This window comes from Romboutsia faecis, from assembly GCF_014323405.1.
Taxonomy (GTDB): domain Bacteria; phylum Bacillota; class Clostridia; order Peptostreptococcales; family Peptostreptococcaceae; genus Romboutsia_E; species Romboutsia_E faecis.
In genome coordinates, this window is record NZ_JACRWE010000002.1 from 158,982 (window position 1) to 175,316 (window position 16,335).

The following is a 16,335-nucleotide window of genomic DNA, read 5'->3' on the forward strand; positions in this document are numbered from 1 at the left end:
AACGTGGAAAACATAATAATTCAACCTGTCTTAGTTGGTGGAGATATAAACTGCTACAGTGTAGCAAGAGCATATCATGAAGCTTATGGTGTAAAATCAATCGCTTTTGGTAGATATGCTTTAGGTGCAACTAAGGACAGTAATATAATAGATTTTAGAATAGATCCAAGAATAACAGAAGAGGAAGAATTTATAAAAGTATTATTACAAACGGCTGATGAATTAGCTGCCCCTAATAAGAAATTAATAATTCACGGATGTACTGATGAGTATGCAGAATTAATAATAGATCATAGAGATATATTATCTGAAAAATATATAGTTCCTTATATAGGAAAAGATCTTAAAGAAAAGCTTATAGAAAAAGAGTTATTCTATCAAATGTGTGAAGAAAAGGGATTAGATTATCCTAAAACATTCATATACTCAAAAGGTGATGAAATAAAAGATTTTGGATTTAAGTATCCAGTTATAATAAAGCCTTCAGATAGTGTATTATTCTGGCAACATCCATTTGAAGGAATGAAAAAAGCATACCTTGCTAATAACGAAGAAGAGTTTAGAGAAATAACTACTTCAATATATAATGGAAAATATGATAAGAACTTAATAATACAAGATTTCATACCAGGTGATGACTCACATATGAGAGTTTTAACTTGTTATTCAGATCAAAATGGTAAAGTTAAGATGATGTGTCTAGGACATGTATTATTAGAAGAACATACTCCAAAAGGGATAGGAAATCATGCTGCTATAATAACTGAGTATGATGAACCTTTAATGGAAAAGTTTAAAAACTTCTTAGAAAGTATAAATTATACAGGTTTCTCGAACTTTGATATAAAATTTGATAGTAGAGATAACACATACAAGGTGTTTGAAATAAACTTAAGACAAGGTAGAAGTAATTTCTATGTAACTTCTTCTGGAAATAACATAGCTAAGTATGTTGTAGAGGATAGAGTTTATAACAAAGAACTTGATTTAAAAATACAAAAAGAACCTTTCTTCTGGAGAGTTATACCAAAGAATGTTGTTTATAAATTCGTTAAAAATCAAGACTTAGTAAATCTTGCTAAGAAATTAGATTCAGAAGGAAAGAGTGCAACTTCATTTGGATACAAAGCTGACTTAAAAGGAAACTTCAAGAGAAGTTGGTATGTATTCTTATATAATATAAATCAAATAAGAAAGTTTAATAAATACTGCAAGTAGATTGGTGGTATAAATATGAAAAACAATAAAACAGTTGGTGTAATGGGTGGATTAGGGCCTATGGCAACAGTGTACTTTTATGACATGGTAGTTAGGCTAACAGATGCAAGTATTGATCAAGAACACATAGATATGGTTATCGTAAATAGAGCTACGACTCCAGATAGAACTGACTATATAATTGGTAAAAGCACTAATAGTCCTAGTGAAGTATTGAAAAAAGATGCTAAAAAATTAGAGTCTTTTGGAACTGATTTTTTAGTTATAACTTGCAATACAGCGCATTATTTCTATGATGAAATTAAAAATAGTGTAAGCATACCTGTTTTAAATATAATAGAAGAAACTGTAAAACATGCAAAAGAACAAGGACATAAAAAATTAGGTATATTAGCAACTACAGGTAACATAAAAACTAAGTTATATCAAAATATGTGTCAAAAGCATGAGATAGAGTTCATGATTTTAGATGAAAATAGACAATCATATATAATGTCTATAATATATGATGATATAAAAAGTGGAAAATCTGCAGATATGAATAAGTTCAACAGCATAGTAGATTATTTAAAAGAGAATGATTGTGATGGTGCAATTTTAGGTTGTACTGAGCTATCGATTTTAAAAAATGATAATCATCTAGACAATGAGTTTTATATAGATTCTCTAGAAGTGCTAGCTGTAAAAACTATAGAAAACTGTGGAAAGAAAGTGAAAAGATAATAAATTTAAGTGAATAGAGTAGTGTAAAGCTACTCTATTTTTAAGAAATAAATTCTTGTATTATTTTCATATTTAACTAGCATTTACCGAATAAAAAGTAAAAAAATATATGATATACTACAAATTATAAACTTGCTAAAGAAAAGGAGGGCTTAAGATGAAATTATTTAATGTTATGGAAGATGTGAAATTTAAGTCTAATAAGCCTTGGGAAGAAATAAAGAATACAGAAATAAAAGATATAGCGTACAATTCTTCAAAGTGTGAAGATGAATATATATTTGTTGCGATAAAAGGTGAAACAGTAGATGGACATAAGTACTGTGAAGATGCGTATAAAAGAGGATGCAGAGTATTTATATTAAATGATGATATAAGCTTAGGTGAAGATGCTATAAAATTATTTGTTGAGGACAGTAGAATAGCTTTATCAAAAATGTCTGCAAACTATTTTGGTAATCCATCAAAAGAGTTAAAGGTTATAGGTGTTACTGGTACTAAAGGTAAAACTACAATAACAAACTATATAAGTGCAGTTTTAAACTCATCTGGATTAAATACTGGAGTTATAGGTACTAATGGTACTTTTTACAATGGAGTAAGTGAAAAAACTGTCAATACAACTCCAGAAAGTTATGAGCTTCACAGAATATTTAGAACTATGTTAGATAATGGAGTTCAGTGTGTTTCTATGGAGGTCTCATCAGGTGGAGTAATGATGAATAGAGTTGAAGATGTAGATTTTGATATAGCTATATTCTCAAATTTATCACCAGACCATATAGGACCAAAGGAACATCCAACATTTGAACATTATTTAGAGTGTAAATCTAGATTATTTACTTTAGCTAAACATGGAATAATAAATATAGATGATGAGCATGCAGAAAAAATAATAGACAAAGCAACTTGTGATGTAGAAAGATTTTCTATAGTGAAAGATTCAGATGTAATGGCTAAAAATATAGAATACTCTAAAGAAATAGATTCTTTAGGTGTAAGCTTTACTTGTCATACAAAGAATGAAGATTTAAATTGCTATATATGCTCACCAGGTGAATTTAGTATATATAATGCATTAGCTGTAATAGCTGTTTGTAGATATCTAGAAATAGATCAAGATATTATGATAGGTTCGCTAAAAAAAGCTAAGGTTAATGGTAGAGTAGAAGTTTTACCTATACTTCCGTATGCAACTGTAATAGTTGATTATGCTCACAATGGAGTTAGTTTAGAAAATATACTTCAAACGTTAAAAAAATACGATCATAATAGATTAATATGTTTATTTGGTTCAGTAGGTGGAAGAACAGAAATAAGAAGAAAAGAACTAGGTGATGTTGCTGCGAGAGAATGTGACTTGTGTATATTAACTTCTGATAATCCTGATTTTGAAGATCCTATGAATGTAATAAGAGATATAGCAAAGTCTTTTGAAGGTACAGGCTGTGAATATATAGTGGAGCCAGATAGAAGAGTTGCTATAGAGATGGCTATAGAGATGGCTAAAGAAGGTGATATGATAGTGTTTGCTGGAAAAGGACATGAAACATATCAGCTGATTAAAGGTGAAAGAATACCATTTAGTGAAAAAGAAATAGCTATAAATGCTGCTAAGAAGTTAAAAGAGGCAGCTGTAATAATATAGATAATAATAAAAGAATTTTAATTATTTAATTAAAATTCTTTTATTAATTAAGCGGGGGAGAAATAAATGAACAATATAGTAAATTCATCATGGTTAAAAGATAACTTGAATAGCGAAAAAATAGTAATAGTTGATACACGATTTAACCTTATGGACAAGGAATATGGAAAAAGAAGTTATGAATCATCTCATATAAAAGGTGCCGTAAGGATTGATATTGAGACACAGTTATCAAGTGAAGTTAAAAAACATGGTGGAAGACATCCGTTACCATCAATAGAAGAACTTCAAAAAACTTTTGAAAATATAGGAATTAGCAATGATTCGATTGTTGTAGCTTATGATGAAGGTGATCTATCAGGACCTTCAAGACTTTGGTGGATACTAAAATACTTAGGTCATGAAAAGGTTTATGTACTTGATGGTGGTATAAATGAATTTATAAAAATAGGTGGAGAGGTTTCTAATGAAACTCCAGTTATAAAAAAAGGAAGCTTTAATGTAAATGTCAATAAAAATATGAAAGTTGATATGGAATATGTTAGAAGTTGTGTAAATAAAGAAAATGTAGCTATAATCGATTCAAGAGAAAATGTAAGATATATTGGAGAATTCGAACCGGTAGATAAAAAATGTGGACATATACCAAGTGCTCTTAATTTTTTCTGGATGGATGTATTAGATAATAATAAAGGTAAGTATACTTTAAAAAGTAAATCTGACTTAGAGAAACATTTCGAAGAATTATACAAATTTGATGAAGTAATAGTTTATTGTGGATCAGGTATAACTGCTTGCCCTAATTCTTTGGCTTTGACAGAAGTAGGGATAAACCATAAAGTTTATACAGGTAGTTTTAGTGACTGGATAAGCTACGATGATAATAAGGTAGATGTAAAATAAAAATATATGAGAATTCGCTTTCTGTTTATAAGGAAAGCGAATTCTTATTAAAGGAGATAGTATGGAAAAAGGTACAATTCTTTTAGCATTGATAGAAAAATCAAGTTTAATAATCGTATTGTTTATAATAATATCTAAGTTAAAAGGATTTAAATATATATTTCAAAAAGATAGACATAATATAAAAGATTTAATAATCATATCTATAATTTTTAGTGTTATAGGTATGTTAGGAACTTACAATTATATAGATGTAGATGGTGCAAGAGCTAATACTAGAATAATAGGGACTGTATCAGGAGGTATATTATTTGGACCTTTTGTAGGTATAACATCGGGAATTATAGCAGGTTTTAATAGATATATTATAGATATAAATGGAATAACATCACTACCATGTTTTATATCAACTGTATTCGCAGGTATATTATCAGGTATACTTAGCAAAAAGGTAAAAGATGAAAATAAGTGGTTTTATGGAATATTATGTGGAATAATTAGTGAAAGTATAGGAATGTTTCTTATATACTTATTAGCAAGTCCTCACAATACTGCGATAAATATAATAAGACAAATATATGTACCGATGATAGTAGGACAAGTTGGTATAGGTCTTTTAGTAACAATATCCCAATCTATAAAAAGAGAAAAGGATGAAATAGCAGCCTTTCAATCTATGCTAGCGCTTAATATAGCAAATAAGACTTTACCTTATTTTAGAACTATAAATGAAGAGTCTTTAGAAGAAATATGTAGAATAATAAAAGAAGAAATAAACTCTGATGCAGTAAGCATTACAGATACTAATAGGATACTAGCTTATGTAGGAAAAGGAGAAGAAGTATTTAAAGGAAATAATCTATCAATAAGTTCTATAACAAAAGAAGCCTTAGATAATAATAAAATATTAAATATAAAAGTTGATAAGGATGAACAATCTTTAAGTGAGAAAATAAATTTAAAAACAGCGCTTATTATACCATTAACTGATTCTCAAGGTGTTATCGGTAGTTTAAAAATATATTATACAGAAAAGCATAATATGAGTTTCTCAAAAAAATCTTTAGCAATAGGATTATCTAATATAATTTCAACGCTTATGGAAATATCTAAAATTGAAAAAATAAAGGAAGCTAAAAATAAAGCAGAAATAAAAGCATTACAAACACAAATAAATCCTCATTTTTTATTTAATGCTTTAAATACAATAACCTCTTTTATAAGGATAAATCCAGATAAAGCAAGAAGTTTAATAATTAATTTATCAACATATATGAGATATAATTTAGAAGTTAATAGTAATTTGATTGATATAAATAAAGAATTAGAACAAGTTAAAGCATATGTTGAAATTGAACAAGCAAGATTTGGAGATAAATTAAAGGTTATATATGATATAGATGAAGATATAGATGTTAAAATTCCTAGCCTTATAATACAGCCATTAGTAGAAAATGCAATTATTCATGGTATAAGAGAAAATGGTGGAAGTGGAACTGCTAAAATATCTGTAAAAAAAGAAAATGATAAAATTAAAGTATGTGTTGAGAATGATGGTATAAGTATAAATGATAATATAATAGAAAAAGTTTATAATGATAATATGCCAGAAAATAAGATAGGGCTTTACAATGTCCATTTAAGATTAAAATTAATATATGATAAAGGGCTTACCATAAACAAATTAAACCCAGGAACTAAAATAGAGTTTTATATTTAGGAGATAGTATATGAAGTCGATAATAGTAGAAGATGAATTTCCGGCAAGAGAAGAATTAAAATATTTTATAAATAATTTTAGTAATATAGATATATTAGCTGAGTTTGATAATGGTTTAGATGTATTAAAATTTATTCAAAATAATTTTGTTGATGTAATATTCTTAGATATAAATATACCTCAGTTTGATGGTATGTTACTTGCAAAAACAATAAGTCAATTTAAAGATAAACCTAAAATAGTATTTATAACAGCGTATAAAGAACATGCTGTGGATGCATTTGAGTTAGACGCGTTTGATTATGTATTGAAGCCTTATTCAGATGATAGAATAAAAGCAACTTTAAAAAAACTTGAAAAAGCTGAAATAAAAAATGATGAAATTATAAATATAAACACTACAACCTTAGGTAATTTAACATTATGGAAAGATAATAAATTAGTAGTAGTAAATATTGAGGAGATATATTACTGTGAAGCTAGAGAAAGGGAAACTTTAGTATATACCAAAGATGGTCAATATATTTACAAAAATTCTATGGTTGAGTTTGAAAAAAAGCTAACTTCAGAGAAGTTTTTTAAAACTCATAGATCTTATATTGTAAATGTAAATAAAATAAAAGAAATAATTCCGTGGTTTAACTCCACTTATAAATTAAAATTAAATGGAATTGAAAATGATATATATGTAAGTAGAAGTAAAATTAAAGAATTTAAAAAACTCATGAATATATAAATGCATTTCATGTAAAATAAATGCATTTCATACAAAAAAACTTCTTATTATTTAGGAAAAACGTTATTCTTAAAGAGCATTAATAATAAATAAAATAAATTTTCGAATAAGGAGAAAACGGTATGATAACATTTATAACTTGTTTAGCAATTCTTATAATCGGATACTTTACTTACGGTACTTATGTATCAAAGTCAGTAAAATTAGACGATTTAAATACTACTCCAGCAGTAAAATTAGAAGATGGTGTAGATTATATGCCAATGCCTTGGCATAAAGTATTCTTAATACAATTCTTAAATATAGCAGGGACAGGTCCTATATTTGGTGCTATAATGGGAGCATTATTTGGTCCAGTAGCATTTTTATGGATAACGTTTGGAACAATATTTGCAGGTGGAGTACATGACTTCTTCTCTGGGGTTATATCAATGAAACATGATGGTACTTCAGTATCAGAAATAGTTGGTATATACTTAGGCGATGGTATGAAAAACGTTATGAGAGTATTCTCAGTTATACTTTTAATATTAGTTGGTACAGTTTTCGTTACATCTCCAGCAGGATTATTAACATCTATGACTGGAATAGATAAAACTATATGGGTAGTTTTAATAATAGTATACTATATAGTTGCGACAGTTTTACCAGTAGATAAGGTTATAGGTAAGATATATCCAATATTCGGTGCATCACTATTATTCATGGCAATAGGTTTAGCTGGAGCTATGATAGTAGGTCACTTTAATGGAAGTATGGTAATGCCTGAGATGACACTACAAAATTTACATCCAAGCGGATTATCTGTATTCCCATTCTTATTTACAACTATAGCTTGTGGAGCTTTATCAGGATTCCATGCTACTCAATCACCAATGATGGCAAGATGTATAAATAGAGAATCTGAAAGTAAAAGAGTATTCTATGGAGCTATGGTAGTGGAAGGTATAGTTGCTTTAATATGGTGTGCTGTTACAATAGCATTCTTTGGAGAAGGTGGAGCAATACAAGCAGCTCTTGATAGCTTTGGAGGTCAATCAGGGGTAGTTGGTATGATATCTAAAGAATTATTAGGACCAATAGGAGCAGTACTTGCAGTACTTGGAGTTGTTGCTTGTCCTATAACTTCAGGAGATACAGCATTCAGAAGTGCTAGACTTACAATAGCTGATGCTTTCAATATAAAGCAAGAAGGATTATTAAGTAGATTTAAATTAGCTATACCATTATTTGTAGTTTGTATATTCTTAACTACAATAGACTTTAACATAATATGGAGATATTTTGCTTGGTCTAACCAAACACTAGCTACTATATTCTTATGGACAGCTACTGTTTACTTATTAAAGAACAAAGGTAACCATTGGATAACTTTAATACCAGCAACATTCATGAGTTCAGTATGTATGTCATATATATTACAAGCTCCAGAAGGATTTAAGTTAAATGCTCAATTCTCTAATATAGCTGGTGTAATATTTGCTGTAGTATTATTTGTTTTATTCATGCTGAATATAAATAAATTTAAAGCAAATACTGAAAAAGAAGCAAAAATTTCTTAATATATAATATATAAGGTAAACTCCTAGGAGTTTACCTTTTTTACTTATTTACAGTATAAAAATTTATTTAATTTAAATATAAAAAAAGTTGCTAAAAAGCAACTCTTTTATTATACGTTAAATCTGAATAATATAACATCTCCATCTTTAACAATATATTCTTTTCCTTCAAGTCTAACAAGACCTTTTTCTTTAGCAGCAGTCATTGTACCAACATTTACTAAATCATCAAAAGCTATGGTTTCAGCTCTTATGAAACCTCTTTCTATATCAGAGTGGATTTTTCCACCAGCTTGAGGAGCTTTAGTTCCTACTTTTACAGTCCATGCTCTAACTTCTTGAGGTCCAGCAGTTAAGTAAGATATAAGTCCTAATAGCGCGTAAGATGACTTGATTAATTTATCTAATCCTGATTGTTCAAGACCTAAAGTTTCTAAGAATTCCTTCTTTTCTTCTTCAGTATCAAGTTCTGCTATTTCTGCTTCTATTTGAGCACAAACAACTACAACTTCAGCACCTTCAGTAGCAGCGAACTCTCTAACTTTATTTACATACTCATTATTTTCAGCTTCATCAGCTAAATCATCTTCACATACGTTTGTAGCGTAAATTACAGGCTTAGAAGTTAATAAGTTTAATGAATTTACGAAAGCTTGTTGATCTTCAGAGAAGCTCATTGTTCTAACGCATTTATTATCCTCTAAAGTTGCTAATATTTCTTTTAAGAATTCAACTTCAGCAGCCACAGATTTATCAGCTTTAGCAGCTTTAGCACTTTTTTGGATTCTTCTTTCTAATATTTCTATATCAGAGAATATTAATTCTAAGTTTATAGTTTCTATATCTCTTAAAGGATCAACACTTCCATCTACATGAACAACGTTAGGATCTTCGAAACATCTAACAACGTGAACTATAGCATCAACTTCTCTTATATGAGATAAGAACTTGTTACCAAGACCTTCACCTTTTGAAGCTCCTCTAACAAGACCTGCTATATCGCAGAACTCTATAGCAGTAGGAACTATTTTTTTTGAATCATATAACTCTTTTAATTTATCTAATCTTTCATCTGGAACAGCAACCACACCTACGTTTGGCTCTATTGTACAGAAAGGGTAGTTTGCAGACTCCGCACCTGCTTGAGTTATAGCATTAAACAGTGTACTTTTACCTACGTTTGGTAAACCAACTATACCTAATTTCATAATTATATCTTCCTTTCTTTGTGCTAATTTAATATTGAAATTTTATATATAAATTTATACAACCTCTCAGGTTGTGAAAACAACTAATTAAGCTGAATTTTACAAATTTACAAACTTCATTATAGACATACATACTGATTATACATCATATATATAATAGATGTAAACTATACATTAAATATTACGGAAATTATAATTTCCAATTACTAAAGCTTGATAAACAAATACATTTTTTAAGCTATTGGTGAAGTAAAGCAAGTAAAATTTTATAATGGGGTTGATTTTATGCTAAATTCAACACTTTTGTTTGTGAGCATATTTCTTAGCTTGATACTTACTGGATACATGGAAAATATATTTATAATTTTAGCTACTCTTATTTTCTATAAGCAAATAGTTGTAGATAGAAATTATAAATATATGGCTTATGGTATTATTATTGCTTTTATTGGTGTTAATATAATAACTGTTTCAATATTTAGAAATAAGATAACTACTAGAGAAATAACTCCTTTGGAAAATCAAGAAGAGACAGTTGTTTTATTGGTATCGGAAGGTGAAAGCAAAAATTATGATTTAAAGGAAAGAGCAAGTGAAATTTATTTTGAAAAAGGACTATTGTCATATGTAACAACAATAAAGGATTTATATACTTATAAGATGTATTATGAAAAATTAGGGTCAAGTAATTTCAAAGATGATTCAGAGGACATAGCTTCAAGTTTACGAGAAAAATTAGGTAATGATTATAAGGTTGTAAACTCTTATCTGTATAGTTATCCATACTTTGAAAATAGTATAGAAGATATTATTTCAAAAGGATATAAGAATATAATCATTTGCCCAATGTTTATGACTGAAGGCGAAGATTTTAATGTTCTAATTAAAAGATATGAAAAACTAAATTTAAGTACATATAATTTAAATCAAGTAGAAATTTTAGATACTTTTTATAAGTCAAATAACTTAGCATTGTTATATAAGGATGAGATATTAAAGAATATTACAACTAAAAATAAAGATATTGGTGTTCTTTTAGTAGGATTTCAAAATGAAAATAATCTAGAACAAGATATATTATTTAGAGAGAAAATAAGAGATTATATATTACAAGATGAAAAAAATAGCTATATTCAAATAAAATTACCCCTTTTAGAAAATAATAAAAAGGATATAATTAAATGTGGTGAGGAATTGTTAGAATATGGAATTGATGGTCTATATATAGTTCTACCAACAAGTATAATTGACAGTATTTATACTAAAAACTTAGTAGATAGTATACTTAATGAATTGGATATGGGAAATACAAAGTTTTACTATATAGATACAGATAAAAAATACGATTTAATAGTAGAAGAGATATTTAATAGAATATCCTTACTAAGCCAAATAGGAGGGTAAAATGGAAGGCATAAAAAATATAAGCTTAGGTGATAAAATAAACTTGACTTTAATTCCTGGAGAAAAGTTTAAATCTAACCTTGTAAGTATATATATACAAAGGTTATTAGATAAAGATGAGGTAACAAAAAATGCTTTAATACCGGATATTATAACTAGTGGCAGTATGAAATATCCTAGTGCAAGAGAAATATCTAATGAATTAGATAATTTATATGGTTCATCTATGGGAGCTGATATTACAAAAAGAGGAGAACGTCAAGTATTAAGTTTTAAAATTATTAGCACTAATGAAAGATACTTAGACGAAAAAATATTTAAAGATGTAATAGAATTCTTTAATGATATAGTAAATAATCCTTTGGTAATAGATGGAGGATTCAAAGAAGAATATCTAAATATAGAAAAGCAAAACCTAAAAGATAGAATACAAGCTAAAATAAATGATAAGGGTAGATATGCACTTGAAAGAGCTTTTGAAGAAATGTGTGAAGGTGAAAAATATAGTATAAGTGAATATGGTTATGAGGAAGATATTGATAAAATAACACCTAAAGAACTATATGATCACTATAGAGAAATATTAAGAACTTCTCCTATAGATATTGTTGTTGAAGGAAATTTTGATGAAGATGAAGTTATAAAGATTATAACTGAGAATTTTAAATTTGAAAGAGGAGAAATAATAGATATCCCAAGAGATGAATTTAAAAAAGATATAAAAGAAGTGAAACGTATCCATGAAAAAATAGATATAACTCAAGGTAAGCTTATTATGGGTTATAGAAGTAATATTGACTACTTAGATGAAGGTAAATATTATACATTAGTTGTGGGCTCAAATATTTTAGGTGGTGGTCCAGACTCTAAATTATTTATAAATGTAAGAGAAAAAGAAAGTTTATGTTATTATGTTTATTCATCAGTAGAAAAGTATAAGGGGATATTATTTGTATCTTCTGGAATAGAAGCAGATAATTATGAAAAAACAGTAAAATTAATTAATGAACAATTAGATAAGTTAAAAAATGGAGATATATCAGAACAAGAATTGCAAAATAGCAAGAGTGCATTAATTAGTTCAATGAGAACTATATCAGATAGTATAGGTGGAAGGTCCGATTTTTATTTTGCTCAAGCTATGGGAAAAACAAATTCTACAATAGACTTAATAATAGATAAATTAAGCAAGGTAAGTATAGAAGATATAGTTGAAGTTGTAAAAGATATAAAACTTGATACTGTATATTTCTTAAGTAAATAAGGAGGCATAATATGAAAAAAATCGTTAATGAAATTTTAAAAGAAGAAATATATTATGAAAAGCTAAAAAATGGATTAGACGTTTACTTTATGCCAAAGAAAGGGTTTACGAAAAAATATGCAGTTTTAGCGACTAACTACGGTTCAAATGAGTTAGAATTTATTCCTATAGGAGAAGAGAAGAAGATTAGAGTTAATGAGGGAATTGCTCATTTCTTAGAACATAAAATGTTTGAACAGCCAGATGGAGGAAACGCCTTTGATTTATTCTCAAAGTATGGAGCAAGTGCTAATGCGTTTACTAATTTTACCATGACGGCATACTTGTTTTCTTGCACAGAAAATTTCTATGAATGCTTAGGACATTTAATTGATTATGTTCAGACTCCCTACTTTACAGATGAAAATGTAGAAAAAGAAAAAGGAATAATAGAACAAGAAATAAAAATGTACAATGATGATCCTGATTGGAATGTTTACTTCAATTGTTTAAAAGCAATGTATGTTAATTATCCTGTAAGAGTAGATATAGCAGGTACAGTTGAAAGTATATATAAAATAAATAAAGAAGAACTATACAAGTGTTATAATACGTTTTATAACCCGGGAAATATGACTTTATTTGTAGTAGGTGACTTAGAAGTAAATGAAGTTATGGATGTCGTAAAAGAATACAATCATTATGATATAGAAAAATTAGATCATAAAATAGAAAAGTTCTATCCAGAAGAACCAGACTATGTAAATGAAAAAGAAGTTATAGCTAAGTTTCCTATATCTATACCGATGTTTAACATAGCCTTTAAAGATAATAATGTAGGAATATATGGAAGAGAGCTTATGAAAAAAGAAGTAATCACTGAAATATTAATAGACATGATATTTAAAAGAGGTACAGCTCTTTATGAAGATTTATATATGCAAGGGTTAATAAATGAAAACTTCGGTTCTGGATTTTCTTCTCAAGTAGATTATGGATTTACTATTATAGGTGGAGACTCAAAAAATCCAAAAGAAGTTAAGAATATAATTCTTGAATATATAGAAAAGTATAAAAAAGAAGGATTAGACAGAACTGCATTTGAAAGAACTAAGAAAAAGAAAATTGGTCATTTCTTAAAATACTTTGATTCTGTTAACTTTATAGCTAATAATTTTATATCATATAACTTTAAAGGGATGAATTTATTAGATTATTTAGAAGTAATAAAAGAAGTAAAATTCGAGGAGATAGAAGAAAGATTAAAGTCTCATTTAAAAGAAGAATATTGTGTTATATCTATTGTAGAGCCTAAATAAATATACAAATGCGTGTTTAAATCTATTTTTAGACACGTATTTTTTGTGTTATAATACTAAGATACGGTTTTATTTATTAATATTAAAATAAAATTGTTATTTTAAGGGGGACTATAAATATGATAGATATACATTGTCACATACTTCCAGGTATTGACGACGGAGCAAGTAATCTAGATGAAGCTTTAGAAATGGCTAGAATAGCACAAAGCGAAGGTATTAAAAAAATAGTAAATACTTCACATTTTCATCCTGAATTTAAGTATAAAATGGGAGAAGAACTATTAGATGAAGTAAATAGATTTAATGTAGCATTAAAAGCAAATAATATAGATATAGAAGTTTTATTAGGAAATGAAATTTACTATACAGATGAAATAATAGAAGAGCTACAAGAACTAAATTTTTATACCTTAAATAATAGTAAATACTTGTTAATAGAATTTTCACCAATGAATACTCCTAAAAAACTAGCAGATGTAGTTTATGAAGTTAAGCTTAAGGGATATACGCCTGTATTAGCACATGTTGAAAGATATAATGATATTATAGACAATCCAAATATAGTTTATGATTGTATAAAAGAAGGTGCTATTATTCAGGTAAATGCTTCTAGTATATTAGGTAGACATGGGAAAGAAATAAAAAAAGTAAGTGATATATTATTAGATAATAATATGGTACATATAGTAGCAAGTGACGCTCATGGAAGTCAAAGAAGAAGGCCACAATTGAAAGAGGCTTATGATTTTGTGAAAAGTAAATATTCTAAAGAAACAGCAGAAAATTTATTTAAAAATAACCAAAGTTTAATTATAGAAAATGAGGATATAATTATACCTATGGCAAGTATGTATGAAGAAAAAAGAGGGTTATTTAGTAAATTATTTAAACGATAAGGAGAAAATCTATGGATAGAGTAGCATTTACCATATTTGGTATAGATGTAATGTGGTATGGTATATTAATGGCCACTGGTATGATTTTAGGAACTTATTTAGCACTAAAAGAAGCTGAAAGAGTTGGAATTTCAGAAGATGATGTTTTAAATCTAGCAATATTTGCAATACCAGCAGGTGTTTTAGGAGCAAGATTGTATTATGTTATTTTTAATTGGGGATTTTATTCTCAAAACCCATCTCAAATTTTAAACTTTAGAGGTGGAGGCATGGCGATACATGGAGCTTTAATTGGTGGTATTTTAGCTGGATTAATTTATACAAAGCTTAAGAAAATTAATTTTTTCAAAATGGCTGATATAGCATTAATAGGTATGCCATTAGCACAAGCAATAGGAAGATGGGGTAATTACATTAATGGAGAAGCTCATGGTGGACCAACTAATTTACCATGGGGAATAATGGTTGATGGAGTTAAGGTTCATCCAACATTCCTTTATGAATCTATATGGGATTTTGGAATATTCATATTCCTATGGATGTTTAGAAAGAAAAAGAAATATGAAGGCCAAGTTGCCGTTTATTATATAATACTTTACTCACTAGGTAGATTCTTTATAGAAGGACTTAGAACAGATAGTCTTATGATAGGTCCTTTAAGAATGGCTCAAGTTATAAGCTTAGTTGGAGTAATAGGTGGAATAATAGCACATATTTATTTATCAAAGAAAAATAATAATAAAAAAGAAGAATCAAAATAAGTAGTACGTGGAGGTAATATGGAATTTCATCATGTGTCAGTACTTTTAAATGAGTGCATTGATAATTTAAATATAAAACCAGATGGTGTTTATGTAGACTGTACAATGGGTGGGGCTGGACACTCAAAGGAAATAGTAAAAAGATTATCTGATAAAGGTCTTTTTATTGGATTTGACCAAGATAAAAATGCAATAGCTACAGCAAAAGAAAGATTAAGTGAGTACTCAGATAGAGTTAGATTTGTTCATAGTAACTTTGAAAATATAAAAGAAGAGTTAGCTAAAATTGGAGTTCATAAAATAGATGGAGTTTTAGCGGATTTAGGTGTTTCTTCTCATCAGTTAGATGAAGCAGATAGAGGATTTTCATATATGCAAGATGCACCGCTTGATATGAGAATGGACGTTAGATGTAGCTTTTCAGCTTATGACGTTGTAAATACTTATAGTGAAGAAGAACTAACTAAAATAATAAAAGATTACGGTGAAGATAACTGGGCAAAAAGAATAGCTAAATTTATAGTTGAAGAGAGATCTGAAAAATCAATTGAAACTACTGGTGAGTTAGTTGAGATAATAAAAAAAGCTATCCCTAAAAAAGCAAGAATAGATGGTCCACATCCTGCAAAAAGAACATTCCAAGCTATAAGAATAGAAGTAAATAATGAGCTTGGTGTTATAACTAAAATGATAAATGATGCAGTATCTATAATGAATGAAGGTGGAAGAGTATGTATAATAACATTCCATTCTTTAGAAGATAGAATAGTTAAAAATGCATTTAGAGATTTAGCTTTAGACTGCATATGTCCATCAGAGCTACCTATATGTCAATGTGATAAGGAATCTGAGGTTAAGGTTATAACTAGAAAGCCAATACTTCCAAGTAAAGAAGAAGTGGAATTCAACCCAAGAAGTAGAAGTGCGAAGCTTAGAGTAGCAGAGAAAATATAAAAGTTTTTTATAAAATACCCTTTAAGATTGATATAAA

At 28.1% G+C, this 16,335-nt stretch carries 14 protein-coding genes; 13 read left to right on the top strand and 1 reads right to left on the bottom strand.

The window, feature by feature from the left end; translation table 11 throughout:
• The first annotated feature begins 3 nt into the window (after positions 1-3).
• From H8923_RS04090 to H8923_RS04120, 7 genes are all read left to right on the top strand, one after another.
• Entirely contained in the window at positions 4-1,218 is a 1,215-nt protein-coding gene (locus tag H8923_RS04090) for a carboxylate--amine ligase (protein WP_187127840.1), read from the top strand.
• Between the two features lie 15 nt (positions 1,219-1,233).
• Positions 1,234-1,941 carry a cysteate racemase gene (cuyB, locus tag H8923_RS04095; protein WP_153923900.1) on the top strand — a complete coding sequence of 236 codons (708 nt, stop codon included), beginning with the start codon at positions 1,234-1,236 and terminating at the stop codon, positions 1,939-1,941.
• 157 nt (positions 1,942-2,098) lie between these two features.
• Positions 2,099-3,589, top strand: a complete 1,491-nt coding sequence (locus tag H8923_RS04100) for a UDP-N-acetylmuramoyl-L-alanyl-D-glutamate--2,6-diaminopimelate ligase (RefSeq protein WP_153923902.1) — start codon at positions 2,099-2,101, stop codon at positions 3,587-3,589.
• A gap of 66 nt (positions 3,590-3,655) precedes the next feature.
• On the top strand, positions 3,656-4,492 hold the full coding sequence (locus H8923_RS04105) for a sulfurtransferase (RefSeq protein WP_153923904.1): 837 nt from the start codon (positions 3,656-3,658) through the stop codon (positions 4,490-4,492).
• 61 nt (positions 4,493-4,553) lie between these two features.
• Positions 4,554-6,212: a LytS/YhcK type 5TM receptor domain-containing protein gene (locus H8923_RS04110; protein ID WP_153923906.1), complete on the top strand. Its 1,659-nt coding sequence runs from the start codon at positions 4,554-4,556 to the stop codon at positions 6,210-6,212.
• 10 nt (positions 6,213-6,222) lie between these two features.
• Positions 6,223-6,948: a LytR/AlgR family response regulator transcription factor gene (locus H8923_RS04115; protein WP_153923908.1), complete on the top strand. Its 726-nt coding sequence runs from the start codon at positions 6,223-6,225 to the stop codon at positions 6,946-6,948.
• A gap of 122 nt (positions 6,949-7,070) precedes the next feature.
• Positions 7,071-8,510, top strand: coding sequence for a carbon starvation CstA family protein (locus H8923_RS04120; RefSeq protein WP_153923910.1), 1,440 nt, complete (start codon positions 7,071-7,073; stop codon positions 8,508-8,510).
• Between the two features lie 110 nt (positions 8,511-8,620).
• On the opposite strand, the gene ychF is transcribed toward H8923_RS04120, so the two are convergent.
• Positions 8,621-9,718, bottom strand: a complete 1,098-nt coding sequence (gene ychF / locus H8923_RS04125; RefSeq protein ID WP_153923912.1) for a redox-regulated ATPase YchF — start codon at positions 9,716-9,718, stop codon at positions 8,621-8,623.
• Between the two features lie 285 nt (positions 9,719-10,003).
• Between ychF and H8923_RS04130 the strand changes: the two genes are divergently transcribed.
• From H8923_RS04130 to rsmH, 6 genes are all read left to right on the top strand, one after another.
• Positions 10,004-11,122: a hypothetical protein gene (locus tag H8923_RS04130; protein WP_153923914.1), complete on the top strand. Its 1,119-nt coding sequence runs from the start codon at positions 10,004-10,006 to the stop codon at positions 11,120-11,122.
• 1 nt (position 11,123) lies between these two features.
• Positions 11,124-12,386 carry an EF-P 5-aminopentanol modification-associated protein YfmF gene (gene yfmF, locus H8923_RS04135; protein ID WP_153923916.1) on the top strand — a complete coding sequence of 421 codons (1,263 nt, stop codon included), beginning with the start codon at positions 11,124-11,126 and terminating at the stop codon, positions 12,384-12,386.
• An 11-nt stretch (positions 12,387-12,397) separates the two neighbouring features.
• A complete protein-coding gene (gene yfmH, locus H8923_RS04140) occupies positions 12,398-13,684 on the top strand; it encodes an EF-P 5-aminopentanol modification-associated protein YfmH (protein WP_153923918.1) in 1,287 nt (428 codons plus the stop codon).
• A 119-nt stretch (positions 13,685-13,803) separates the two neighbouring features.
• Positions 13,804-14,583, top strand: a complete 780-nt coding sequence (locus tag H8923_RS04145) for a tyrosine-protein phosphatase (RefSeq protein ID WP_153923920.1) — start codon at positions 13,804-13,806, stop codon at positions 14,581-14,583.
• A gap of 11 nt (positions 14,584-14,594) precedes the next feature.
• Positions 14,595-15,344, top strand: coding sequence for a prolipoprotein diacylglyceryl transferase (gene lgt, locus H8923_RS04150; RefSeq protein ID WP_153923922.1), 750 nt, complete (start codon positions 14,595-14,597; stop codon positions 15,342-15,344).
• Between the two features lie 18 nt (positions 15,345-15,362).
• Complete coding sequence (gene rsmH / locus H8923_RS04155; RefSeq protein WP_153923924.1) at positions 15,363-16,298, top strand: 16S rRNA (cytosine(1402)-N(4))-methyltransferase RsmH; 936 nt, start codon at positions 15,363-15,365, stop codon at positions 16,296-16,298.
• The last annotated feature ends 37 nt before the right edge of the window (positions 16,299-16,335 follow it).

What these genes read in the sequence shown, in the direction of transcription:
- ychF (WP_153923912.1), bottom strand. Translation starts at nt 9,718, where the DNA reads ATGAAATTAGGTATAGTTGGTTTACCAAACGTAGGTAAAAGTACACTG.
- H8923_RS04145 (WP_153923920.1), top strand. Translation starts at nt 13,804, where the DNA reads ATGATAGATATACATTGTCACATACTTCCAGGTATTGACGACGGAGCA.
- lgt (WP_153923922.1), top strand. Translation starts at nt 14,595, where the DNA reads ATGGATAGAGTAGCATTTACCATATTTGGTATAGATGTAATGTGGTAT.
- H8923_RS04115 (WP_153923908.1), top strand. Translation starts at nt 6,223, where the DNA reads ATGAAGTCGATAATAGTAGAAGATGAATTTCCGGCAAGAGAAGAATTA.
- rsmH (WP_153923924.1), top strand. Translation starts at nt 15,363, where the DNA reads ATGGAATTTCATCATGTGTCAGTACTTTTAAATGAGTGCATTGATAAT.
- H8923_RS04130 (WP_153923914.1), top strand. Translation starts at nt 10,004, where the DNA reads ATGCTAAATTCAACACTTTTGTTTGTGAGCATATTTCTTAGCTTGATA.
- H8923_RS04100 (WP_153923902.1), top strand. Translation starts at nt 2,099, where the DNA reads ATGAAATTATTTAATGTTATGGAAGATGTGAAATTTAAGTCTAATAAG.
- cuyB (WP_153923900.1), top strand. Translation starts at nt 1,234, where the DNA reads ATGAAAAACAATAAAACAGTTGGTGTAATGGGTGGATTAGGGCCTATG.
- yfmH (WP_153923918.1), top strand. Translation starts at nt 12,398, where the DNA reads ATGAAAAAAATCGTTAATGAAATTTTAAAAGAAGAAATATATTATGAA.
- yfmF (WP_153923916.1), top strand. Translation starts at nt 11,124, where the DNA reads ATGGAAGGCATAAAAAATATAAGCTTAGGTGATAAAATAAACTTGACT.
- H8923_RS04110 (WP_153923906.1), top strand. Translation starts at nt 4,554, where the DNA reads ATGGAAAAAGGTACAATTCTTTTAGCATTGATAGAAAAATCAAGTTTA.
- H8923_RS04105 (WP_153923904.1), top strand. Translation starts at nt 3,656, where the DNA reads ATGAACAATATAGTAAATTCATCATGGTTAAAAGATAACTTGAATAGC.
- H8923_RS04120 (WP_153923910.1), top strand. Translation starts at nt 7,071, where the DNA reads ATGATAACATTTATAACTTGTTTAGCAATTCTTATAATCGGATACTTT.